General features: G+C 39.7%; 9 protein-coding genes and 1 pseudogene. 8 read left to right on the plus strand and 2 right to left on the minus strand.

The genetic code is table 11. The features are described 5' to 3' along the window. Positions 1–169: 169 nt before the first annotated feature. From HMPREF9304_RS07445 to HMPREF9304_RS07460, 4 genes are all read left to right on the plus strand, one after another. On the plus strand, positions 170–1,144 hold the full coding sequence (locus HMPREF9304_RS07445) for a toprim domain-containing protein (protein ID WP_008446543.1): 975 nt from the start codon (positions 170–172) through the stop codon (positions 1,142–1,144). A 2-nt stretch (positions 1,145–1,146) separates the two neighbouring features. Further along, positions 1,147–1,581, plus strand: coding sequence for a DUF3408 domain-containing protein (locus HMPREF9304_RS07450; protein ID WP_036854278.1), 435 nt, complete (start codon positions 1,147–1,149; stop codon positions 1,579–1,581). Between the two features lie 338 nt (positions 1,582–1,919). Continuing rightward, positions 1,920–2,351 (plus strand): plasmid mobilization protein, encoded by a 432-nt coding sequence (locus HMPREF9304_RS07455; protein WP_008446711.1) that lies wholly within the window; start codon positions 1,920–1,922, stop codon positions 2,349–2,351. Further along, complete coding sequence (locus HMPREF9304_RS07460) at positions 2,335–3,396, plus strand: relaxase/mobilization nuclease domain-containing protein (protein ID WP_008446581.1); 1,062 nt, start codon at positions 2,335–2,337, stop codon at positions 3,394–3,396. The genes HMPREF9304_RS07455 and HMPREF9304_RS07460 overlap by 17 nt, the downstream gene beginning before the upstream one ends. 622 nt (positions 3,397–4,018) lie before the next feature. Here the strand turns inward: HMPREF9304_RS07460 and HMPREF9304_RS07470 are convergent. After that, positions 4,019–6,580: pseudogene (locus tag HMPREF9304_RS07470) on the minus strand (type I restriction endonuclease subunit R); the annotation flags it as partial. A gap of 1 nt (position 6,581) precedes the next feature. After that, on the minus strand, positions 6,582–6,785 hold the full coding sequence (locus HMPREF9304_RS07475) for a helix-turn-helix domain-containing protein (protein WP_036927917.1): 204 nt from the start codon (positions 6,783–6,785) through the stop codon (positions 6,582–6,584). A gap of 181 nt (positions 6,786–6,966) precedes the next feature. On the opposite strand from HMPREF9304_RS07475, the gene HMPREF9304_RS07480 reads away from it, so the two are divergent. Genes HMPREF9304_RS07480 through HMPREF9304_RS07495 form a run of 4 tightly spaced genes read left to right on the plus strand, consistent with a single transcriptional unit; the run spans position 6,967 to position 10,897 of the window. Continuing rightward, on the plus strand, positions 6,967–7,794 hold the full coding sequence (locus HMPREF9304_RS07480) for a GIY-YIG nuclease family protein (protein WP_036927919.1): 828 nt from the start codon (positions 6,967–6,969) through the stop codon (positions 7,792–7,794). Positions 7,795–7,817: 23 nt separating this feature from the next. Next, positions 7,818–8,243 (plus strand): YdeI/OmpD-associated family protein, encoded by a 426-nt coding sequence (locus HMPREF9304_RS07485; RefSeq protein ID WP_036927922.1) that lies wholly within the window; start codon positions 7,818–7,820, stop codon positions 8,241–8,243. Positions 8,244–8,272: 29 nt separating this feature from the next. Next, positions 8,273–9,712, plus strand: a complete 1,440-nt coding sequence (locus HMPREF9304_RS07490) for a virulence RhuM family protein (RefSeq protein WP_231564492.1) — start codon at positions 8,273–8,275, stop codon at positions 9,710–9,712. Positions 9,713–9,748: 36 nt separating this feature from the next. Further along, positions 9,749–10,897: a YobI family P-loop NTPase gene (locus HMPREF9304_RS07495; protein ID WP_156104789.1), complete on the plus strand. Its 1,149-nt coding sequence runs from the start codon at positions 9,749–9,751 to the stop codon at positions 10,895–10,897. The last annotated feature ends 18 nt before the right edge of the window (positions 10,898–10,915 follow it).

A 10,915-nucleotide genomic window follows, 5' to 3' on the forward strand; every position in this document is an offset into this window, starting at 1 on the left:
ATTGTCTTATACTACAAAGTAACACTGATTATCAATCACTTATCACAGAATAGTATGTAGTAAGAAGAAAGATGAAAAAGTTTGGAGGGGAAAAACTTTGGAAAAGGTAAAACCATAAACACAGACAAACATAAATAATTATCATTCAACCCATTAAAGTATCAAAACAATGAAAGAAGAAGATTTATCACGTATCAAACGATACCCCATCGTGGAGTATCTCGAAAGGAAAGGTATCAAACCTGTCCGCAAAACACCGACCTATGCCATGTACCGTTCACCGCTCAGGGAGGAAACGCATCCGAGTTTTAAGGTGGACACTGAGAAGAACCTTTGGATAGATTATGGCGAAGGTAGGGGCGGAAGCATCATCGACCTCTGTATGCGTATGGAGGGCTGCACGCTATCTGAAGCTATCCGCCATTTGGGGCAGAACGCTCCCGATAATGGCACATATAGTTCTCGTAATGGCTTCGCACCAAACAACACCCAGCCTGTAATGGCTGTAAATGGAGCAAGGAGACTGATAGAAATATCAGACACCCTACCACCACATTTTCAGGAGTACCTTACAAAGGTGCGTTGCATCAACTTGGAAAAGGCTATGCCATTCCTCAAATGTATCAGCTATGAGGTAAGGGGCAGGCGCTATCAAGCCATCGGCTTTACCAATCTCTCTAGCGGCTATGAGCTTCGGGACGACATGACGTTCAAGGGAACGATAGCCCCGAAGGACATTACTCCGATATTCACGGACAGAGCGGAGCCAGTATGTATCTTTGAAGGCTTCATGGACTTCCTCTCCTTCCTTTCAATGAAAGAAGAGATTACCAACCACTGCCTTGTGATGAACTCCGTGAGCAACGTGGCAAGGACTATCCGCTATTTGAATGACCGACACCTCACCCATATCCGTTCCTTCCTTGACAATGACGAAGCAGGACGGAGGGCTGTTCAAGATTTCATAAAGGCAGGCTTCCATGTTGAGGACATGAACATACATTACAAAGACTTCAAGGATCTCAACGAATATCATGTCAGCCGTGCCCGTGAGCAGCAGAAACGGAAAGCGCAGGAACAGACACACATATCAATTACAGGACAAAACAAGAAATCAAAACAAGTCAAACTTAAAATGAAATAGAAATGGAAAAGAAAACTATGATGAGCGACAAAGACCTTTCATGGTTCTTGGGCGTGGAAGATGAAGCAGAGGACGATTCTACTTCACAAGAAGCGACTGCGGTTCCTGAAAGAGAAAGACCAACAAACAAGCAGGACACAGAGAATACCATGCACTCCGACCCTGCACGGAACACTGAGAGTGCAACTGTTCAAAGACGTATCAGTGCCAAGATGAGAAAGAAAACACTCGAAGCCTACAAGCAAGCCTATCTTGTGCCGACCAAGTTAAACAACCGTAAGGCAGTCTATCTGAGTAGGGAAACACAGGAGCGTGCCGACTTCATTGTGCGTAGATTAGGCGACAGGGGCAGCAACCTTTCAAGCTTCGTTGAGAACATCGTTCGTCAGCATCTGGAGGAATATGGTGAGGACATAGAGAAATGGAGAAGACTGTAAGCCGTAAGAAAAGGTAGACGGTTTTCTGGAAAAAGGTCTACCCCTTCTTCAAAATAGGTCTACCTTTTCTTCTTCGGTTTAGTTCTCTGTGAGAATGCCACGAATGCAGTTAGTCATAGAATGCACGGCATTCGTTTTTAAGCTATAAAACGTTTTAAGCGTAAATGGTTTGTTCGGTAGCATTGCAAGACGTCAGTTTGTACCCACAAACTGCGCCCAGCTCCCCTCGTCAGACTATCGGGGAGATAAGACCGTAATCACTCCGTTCTCATCGGTCAGCATTCAAGAATTAAGAGACAATGAATCATCTATAATGATTAACTTTCAAAGAAGCATATATGAACAGATATAATAAAAAGACTGCCAAATGGCAGCAACAGAATAAGGAAGAGCAGAAGATGAACAAGACAGAGTTCATCAAGGTTAGATGCACCTTAGAGGAAAAGCAGCGTATCAAGTCAAAGGCGGAAAGTGCGGGGCGTAAGTTCTCCGATTACTGTCGTGAGATACTCCTAAATGGAGAGGTGGCAGCCGTTCCTAGGATGACCGACAATGAAATGGAAGCCATTTGTATACTTCAGCATACAGGACGGTTCTATGGGCAGATTTCCAACCTCATCAAGGTAAAGGATGAAAGGTGGGTACATATCACTAAGAACCTTTCGCTATGTGCCAAAGAAGCATTTAAGCGGTTTTACGACCCTCATTTTCGTGTGGATGATGAGATATATAAGGTCTTAAATATGACAAGAGATGATAGGAAAGTGTAAGGCAATAGCGCACGGCAGCAATGCGCTGGAGTATATTTTTCGGGAGGGCAAGCTTGGCAATCGGCTTGCCTTCCACAACCTTTGCAGCAGGGAACCGAAGGCTATCTACGAGGAAATGAAAGTGGTCAGCGATTACAACACACGATGCAGAAACAAGTTCCTCCGCATCGAAATCGGTATCGCACCACAAGACGAAAGAAAGCTACCTGTGTCAGAACTTATGGGAATAGCCCATTTGTTTGCCAAGCGAATGGGACTTGACAACCACCAATGGGTGGCGGTAACGCACAAGGACACCGACAACAGACATATTCACATTATTGCCAACCGTATCAGTCTGTACGGAGAGGTCTATGATACCACCTTTGTAAGCAACAAGGCAGCGAGGGTAGCGGAGGAAATAAGCAGGGAGAAAAACTTGACTATCGCAAAAGAAGTCAAGGCAGAAAGAAAACACCCAAAGGCAAAAGCCAATCCAACAAGAGAGCAGACAAAGCATCAAATACAGAATGTTTGCTATACCCTGCTTGAGAAGTATAAAGGAACAGGCATCACGGGACACTCCATGTTCCTCTATGAACTGAATAAGAACGGCATTTCCATAGAGCGTATGAAGAACAAGCAGGGCAAGGTCTATGGTTTGAAGTTCTCATTTGGCGGACAATCTTTCAAGGCATCGGAAGTGGGCAGGGAGTTTGGCTACCATTCCTTGCAAAAGAATTTCGAGGCAAGTCAGAAAGCCGAGACGAATGTATCTGCCCAAGTAATACGCAAATCGTCAGAGCATACAGATACTAAGGATGCTGGCTATCAACTCGTACCCCCAAGACTTTCATACAGCCCACGAGCAACGGAGGATACTCCACAAATCGCACAGGCTATAAGAGCGATGGCAGATACAGCTATCAGCGCAGCCGATGAATTGGTGGAGGGAGTAGGTGGAATGATTACGCCAATGACACATGGCGAGGACTATGCCGAGACCGCATGGCAACGTAAGCTCAGATACCAAGCCAATAGGAAAAAGAAAGGACGAAGGCTGTAGAAAATTTGAATAACAATACTTTCATTGTTGGCACATTATTTGCTAGTTGACAATAAGAATTTATTAACTATTAATACAAACAATATGGAAAGAACATACAATGTGCTGTTAACCTACGATATAGATAGCAGACATACCGAAGTTAGGAATACATTAATTGAAGAGTATGGTTTTAAGGATATAATCATAGGTAATAATGGCACGAGGTGTTATTTGCCGAATACCACATTACTAAAGAGAAATACCACCAAGGAGGATGTCCATAATATAATAAAGAACGTATGTAAGATGCTTAATGCAAATCTAAAAAGGACTATTTCCTCAGAATGTTCAAACTGGATAGCATTACAAGGTGAAAAGTTTTAGATTTGTAAGTAGAAACTATAAGTCCAACCACTTGTTTCATTCAAGCTGGTAAAATTATGTGTGTTTTTCATCAAGAACGCTTGTTATTCGGTAACAAAGTATTATCTTTGCAGATAGAATAACAAGCGTTCTTTGTTAGGTAGAAAACAGCAACTTGAAGTAGCTCGCTCGTTTCCAAATCGTTACCTGTTTAGTTATACCAACAAGGTAACTTCTTTATTTTCAATTAGATACAATTTTATAATTATATTGACTTGCTAAACGCTTCCTTTTGATTGATAATACCAATGCGCCTTTGCACTTCAGATAGCAATTGTGGCAACTTGGTAATTTCAAGTTTGGCAAATTGCTCTTTCATTTCCTCATCGCCAAAAGTACGCACGATATTAGCCATGTTCTTGGCAGCCTCTAACGCTTGTTTTAAGTCAAGAAGCACAGCCTTATCTTCTTCCGTTGAAATTTCAGAGGAAAACTCTTCTGCATTGTCATAGGAATAATCAAAAAGAGTCTGACGCACCTGTTTCATTTGTTTCAAAATCTCTTCTTTATCCTCTATGACTTGAGTAAATGTATCAGTAACAGCTTCTTCACCTGTCTCATCCACATCGTTGAACCGATTCAACTCTTGCAAATACGCTTCATTCGTCTCCTGAAAATTACGTTTTATATCAGCAAAATCAATGACAAAGCCGTAACGCATTCCCAGATAAGGACGGTTTACACGGGTTATAGCTTGAAGCAAATTGTGGTCTTTCAATTTACGACCAAAGTATAAACGCTTCAAGCGAGGTGCATCAAAACCAGTCAAAAGCATATTGAAAACAATGAGAATATCCACCGTCATATTCTTCTTAAAATCCTTGACTATTTGTGTTCTCGTTTCTTTGTCATCCGTATCATGAAGAATAATTCCAGCTTTCAGTGGTCTATACTTCGATTTGTAATCCACCTCTGGTTCACCTACAACATACGCCCCATCAGGAAGTTTAATCTTGATAGGCTTCGGTTGATATTTTTGCCATTCCTCTTGGAACACATCATAAAGTCGCCGTGCCTGCTCGCTGGTTTCACAGATAACCATACCTCCTAAAGTATCATCCCCTTGTATCTTTCGAAATTCTTTCAAATCCGTCATGATATAACGAGCCAACTCGTTTACATAGCTCGGATGCTCTATGATTTCCGATTTGCGGATGTCTTTCTTCTGTACTAATGTCTCTAATTTGTCATACACATCCGAAAGACGTTCCTTATAGGATGTTTCAATATCTTCACGAATGATTTTCAGCGTATAACCATCTGTAATGGATTTATCGTAATAATAAGTATGCAGATAGTTTCCGAACACTCTACAACTGGCACGTTCTTCTTTCAATAGCGGAGTACCTGTAAGCGCAATTTTTATTGCATCAGTATCCGCATCAAACAGATTGGCAAGGAAGCAGCCACCGGGTTTATAACCACGATGTGCTTCGTCAAGAATAAAGATACGTTGAAGGTTGGTAGCATAGTCGTTGATACGTACTTTTTCTTTATCCTCCGCAAAGCGTTGTATATTTACTACCGTTATTTCAGCCTGACCACTTACCCCTTGCTGTGCTTGATTACTACGGAATTGCGCCATCAATTCAGCCCTTGAATTAGCAGTCGATACTACCAATCCACGAGCTTCAAACTCTTGTGTAGCTTGTTCCAACAAATCAAGACGGTCAACTATGAAATAGAATTTAGCCACCTTGTTCTGTTTAGAATAGAAATCGTTGAGAATATAGGTCAAGTAATAAGATAGGGCCGTTTTTCCACTACCTTGAGTATGCCATACCACACCAGATTTCACCCCCTCGGCCAGTTTCTTGCGAATAGCCAATGATGCAAACAATTGTTGGTAACGCATAATATGTTTTTGGTCGGTAGATTCAATCTTTCCATCTACCTCTCTTTCCATTCTAACGTATGCTATACCATATTTAATAATATACAGCAAACGTTCTGGTGAACACATGGAAGTCAGTATCCTATTAGTAGGCGTATTGAAATCAAGATTGGTTTGATATTCCGGGCTTGTATGAATGACTTGGCAATTATAATCTGATAATATCAGCTTTTCCACAGCCTTGTCAATGTCCTTATACGGATAATCACGATGGAAAGGTGCAATCTTTTGTGCAGACAGATTTTCTTCACGAAAACAGTTAAAGGGAGAATATGAGCGTGCTCCAGTACAATAGAAAGCCCCTTGTATGGGAACAATGCCACCAAGTGCATCATATTCCATATTGTTGCTGAATATCATTAACTGCGTGATATTGATGAAACGACGGAACTTCTTATTTGGAAAACGTTCTTTATTCATTCGCACGCTCTCCGCCAACATTCCACCATGATTGTTAGGCTTCTTCACTTCTACAAAGCAAAGAGGCAAGCCATTCACAAACAAAGTAATGTCAGGTCGAAACTCATCTTGTCCGTTCTTACAAGTAAACTCGGCAGTAAAATGGAATGAATTGTTTCCGATATTGTCGAAGTCAATCAATTTCACCGGAGATACGGCTTTCAGACGATTATAAAACCCACGACCGAGGTCATCATCATTCAGTTCCTTACGAATATCTTTCAAGACTTGAAGATACTCCCCCTCATGCTCAGGGTTCAGTCTTTTGAACTGTTGCTCAAAAATTGGTAACAAAATATTTGTGTCACCGTCATAGACTGTGCCATTCTTATCTTCGCTCAACTTACCGAAGTAAGTATATCCTATTCGGGTAAGATGAACCATTGCAGGCATCTGTACCCGTGTTGCCTCCGAGAATTGCTTCATGTCACCTATCCTTTTTATCGGTTATCAAATCCTTCAAATCCACTTGTAGTATCTCCGCTATCTCTTGCAAGGTCTCCAAATTAGGCTGAATCCGATTACAAGCATAAGCATTGACCATGCTAAAACTCTTATCTAACTGTTTGGCTAACCACGTTTGAGAAATGCCTTTTTCCGAAAGGACTGCCTTTATTCTATTCAGTTTCATTCTTTGATACGATTTTATAGTGCAAATATAGTGAATTATATTCGATAATAGCGTATATTTGCATTAAGAAGAGGCAGCTATCAAATGAGTTATGCCTTATAGCAATTGAAATTAGGTATTTTTATGCAAAAAATCCGATTACAAATACAACTGCAAACGTAACAATACGCAATGAATAACAATGGGAAAGACAGTAACAACATATTTAATTGACGGAGACCCGAAAGGAACTCAATATGCATTCATTAGCAACAAGATTTGCCAAATGTTTGTCGTGCCACGTTCTAACCTCTCTTATTTGAATACACAAGAAAAGTTGCAAAAACCTGCGTTTTACATATTACTGGGTGAAGATGAATCAACCAAGCCGCAGGCATATATAGGTGAAACGGAGAACTTTAAAGAACGTGTAAAAGACCATGATAGCAAAAAATCGTTTTGGCAAAAAGCACTTATATTCGTATCGAAAGATGCCGATATGACTAAAGTTGATGTGCAATACCTAGAACATAAAGCGATAGCTGAAGCCAAGAAAGCAAACGCCTTTGTTTTAAGCGATAATAAACAAATCCCTAAAGCACCGAATCTACCAGAGCATCAACAAGACTCAATGGATGAATTTTTCGAAGATGTGAAGTTTCTGGCATCATTCATCGGTTGCAATATCTTTGAAGTATCACAACCCAAAGAAGAACATCTATTCTACACCAAAGGTAGAGGGTGCAATGCAAAGGGCTTCTACAGTTCCGATGGTTTTACAGTCCTAAAAGGAAGTATTGTAGCTAAAACAATGGTTCCGTCTTTCAACTGGAAAGAAAAACGAGAAAAGATGCTTCAAGATTACACTTCCAGCGAGAATGGGATATTGGTATTGACATCGGATAAAACTTTTTCAAGCCCCAGTACTGCCGCAGATTTCTGTATTGGTAGCAGTAATAATGGCTGGTTGGTATGGAAAGACAAAGATGGAAACACATTGGATTCAACTTATAGAAAACAGTTGGATTAATAACATATCAATTGGAGGCAGATATGGAAATTCTCAATCTACTGGACTTCACAGACCGCATTGAACTGAGAAATTGGTTAGAGGTCAATCATAACCAAGCGAAATCGTGTTGGGTTGTAACTTCACGTTCTAAACGACCCTCATACGAATGTATTCCATACATTGAGGTTGTTGAAGAAGCATTGTGTTTCGGGTGGATTGATTCAACTTTAAAGAAATTGCCTGACGGACGCCTTGCCCAGCGGCTTTCACCTCGTCGCAAAGGGAGTCATTGTACAGAGTTAAACAAAGAACGTTGTATTAATCTTGAAGACCGAGGACTTATGACAGATGCCGGACGCCAAGCCTTTGAGAAAGCCTATTCCTACGAAATAGTCCCTCAAGGTTCTCTTATGGAAGAAAGAATCATGAAGCATAATAAGGAATTAAGACCGGGACTATACAAGTAATTCTTATCATTATAAGATATATCAAGGCAATGAACGAGAACAACATATCCTCTATTCAATCCGACTTTGAACGGATTAAAAAGCAAGACGAAAACGGTTCGGAGTATTGGACTTCTCGTGAGTTGTGCACCGTATTAGGCTATAGCACATACCAAAAATTCAATCGTACTCTAAACAAAGCTATCGCTATAGCCAATAAGAAAGGTTGTAACACTACCGAGCATTTTAATCCTACGTTTGAGATGGTCAAACTAAGTTCCGGCTCTTTCCGTAAGGTGGAGAATATACATCTATCACGAATTGCCTGTTTGATGATTGCGGAAAATGCCGATGGGAAGAAGCCGCAAGTGCAAATGGCTAGAGATTTTTTCAAACAAGAAATATCAACTCCTGAATTAATCGACAATAGCTTATCATCCAATATATTGCTATATAAGACGAAACAAGGAGAAAGTCGTATAGAGGTCATCTTCAATAATGAAACATTTTGGATGTCGCAAAAGCGAATGGCCGATTTGTTTGGTGTTGAAACGAATACGATCAACAACCATCTGAAAGAGATATTCAAAAGCGGAGAATTGGAGGAGAGTTCAGTTATTCGAAAAATTCGAACAACTGAACTTGGTGGCAAGAACGATGATACATTGTTCTACAATTTGGATGCGGTTATTGCCGTTGGGTTTCGTGTGGGTAGTTATCAGGCGAGCCAATTTCGGATGTGGGCTACATCAGTTCTAAAAGAAATGATCATAAAAGGATTTGTATTGGATGATGAACGCTTGAAACAGGGCAAACTTTTTGGCAAAGATTATTTTGACGACCTATTAGAACGTATCCGAGAAATACGAACTTCAGAACGTAGGTATTATCAGAAAATCACCGATGTCTATGCCGAATGTAGTGCCGATTATGATCCTAAGGCTGAGACCACCCTACAATTTTTCAAGAAGGTGCAAGATATGATGCATTGGGCTACTTCCCATCAAACGGCAGCCGAAATCATCTATTCAAGAGCAGATGCCCAAAAGCCCCACATGGGGCTTACCACGTGGAAAAACGCTCCTGACGGCAGAGTTCAAAAGTCGGATACAATTATCGCCCAGAATTACCTATCAGACAAAGAGGTCTCTGCTTTCAATCGTCTATCAACCGCTTTCCTTGATTTGGCCGAACTTCGTGCCGAGCGGCAAATCATCACCACAATGGCAGATTGGAAAAAGCAATTGGATGATTTCCTGACTCTATATGAGTATGACAAATATAATGAGGCTGATACTATTTCCGCTGAGCAAGCGAAAGAAAAGGCATACGCCGAATATGATAAATTCCGCTTGATTCAAGACAAGGAGTTTCTTTCGGATTTTGATAAAGAAGTCAAGGTTTGGAAAGAGAGGGGGGGTATGGTAAGGATTAATTCTATCTATAAGCACGATTTTAATCATAGTAATAAATTGATCGCAATAGAATAACTAATTGATTTACAATAGATAATGAGTGCCCAGAATATGATAAAACAAATAATAGAAAAGTGGAAACTGATTATAGAAACACAGTTATCTAAAAAGAAACAAGAAGACACGCGGTTACCTTATATCCCATTATCTCCTACAGATAGTGCAGAAGATTGTGATGTTTACTTAAATGCGCTTTCGTGGGCCTTGTCTAATAAGAAACAGATAAAAAATATTGCAATATCTGGTCCTTATGGTTCTGGTAAAAGTAGTATTCTCCAAACATTCATAAAGCGAGAAAAACAAAGGAAATGGATTCTGAACAAAAACCATTTTCTTAATATCTCATTAGCTACTTTCGAGGCACCAAAGAAAAGTAATGACCAAGAAAATGATAATCACTACACTTGCGATAATGACATTCAGCGACTAATAGAATTAAGTCTACTACAACAACTGTTTTATCGTGAAACTAATTCAAAAACGCCTGATTCAAGATTAAAGAAGATACAAAGCCTAAAATCATGGAAATTGTTTCTCCAAACAATAATAACTATAGTTTTTGCCTTTTCTCTTGTAGTTCTTGTTCTACCGAATGAGCTTGATTCATATTTGAATTTGGAGAATACCATATTTGCAAGCAATATTGCCAAATATATTGCATTAACAGTTGGTATTATAATACTTTTTGCTTTCATCTATAAGTCATCACGCTCGATAATCGGTCTTTCTATTAAAAAGTTAAATCTAAAAGGAACGGAGATAGAAATAGATAAAAATATCAGCAAATCCATTCTAAATAATCATATTGATGAGATTATTTACTTCTTTGAAGCTACAGACTACAATGTCGTTATCATTGAGGACTTGGATCGTTTTGGCAAATCAGAAGTGTTTACAAAACTTCGTGAAATCAATCTTCTTATCAATAATTCAAAGAAAGTCAAGCAAGACGTTGTCTTTATATATGCTATAAAAGACGATATGTTTCTGAATAAGGATAGATCCAAATTTTTTGATTATATGCTTCCTGTCATCCCTATTGTCAACTTTTCAAACTCTGGAGATAAGCTAAAAAAAATGTTGAAAGGAGAATCAATCAAAATAGATAATGATCTGATAGATGACTTGTCACTATTTGTGGACGATATGCGACTATTGTATAACACTACTGTCCACGATAATCTTTTAACAATTTCTTGAAGCTCCTATAAATACAAG

It is taken from the genome of Hoylesella timonensis S9-PR14, assembly GCF_000762405.1.
GTDB classification, from domain to species: domain Bacteria; phylum Bacteroidota; class Bacteroidia; order Bacteroidales; family Bacteroidaceae; genus Prevotella; species Prevotella timonensis_A.

Excerpts from the sequence above, each read along its gene's own strand:
- HMPREF9304_RS07480 (WP_036927919.1), top strand. The coding sequence starts at position 6,967 with ATGGGAAAGACAGTAACAACATATTTAATTGACGGAGACCCGAAAGGA.
- HMPREF9304_RS07460 (WP_008446581.1), top strand. The coding sequence starts at position 2,335 with ATGATAGGAAAGTGTAAGGCAATAGCGCACGGCAGCAATGCGCTGGAG.
- HMPREF9304_RS07495 (WP_156104789.1), top strand. The coding sequence starts at position 9,749 with ATGATAAAACAAATAATAGAAAAGTGGAAACTGATTATAGAAACACAG.
- HMPREF9304_RS07490 (WP_231564492.1), top strand. The coding sequence starts at position 8,273 with ATGAACGAGAACAACATATCCTCTATTCAATCCGACTTTGAACGGATT.
- HMPREF9304_RS07455 (WP_008446711.1), top strand. The coding sequence starts at position 1,920 with ATGAACAGATATAATAAAAAGACTGCCAAATGGCAGCAACAGAATAAG.
- HMPREF9304_RS07445 (WP_008446543.1), top strand. The coding sequence starts at position 170 with ATGAAAGAAGAAGATTTATCACGTATCAAACGATACCCCATCGTGGAG.
- HMPREF9304_RS07485 (WP_036927922.1), top strand. The coding sequence starts at position 7,818 with ATGGAAATTCTCAATCTACTGGACTTCACAGACCGCATTGAACTGAGA.
- HMPREF9304_RS07475 (WP_036927917.1), bottom strand. The coding sequence starts at position 6,785 with ATGAAACTGAATAGAATAAAGGCAGTCCTTTCGGAAAAAGGCATTTCT.
- HMPREF9304_RS07450 (WP_036854278.1), top strand. The coding sequence starts at position 1,147 with ATGGAAAAGAAAACTATGATGAGCGACAAAGACCTTTCATGGTTCTTG.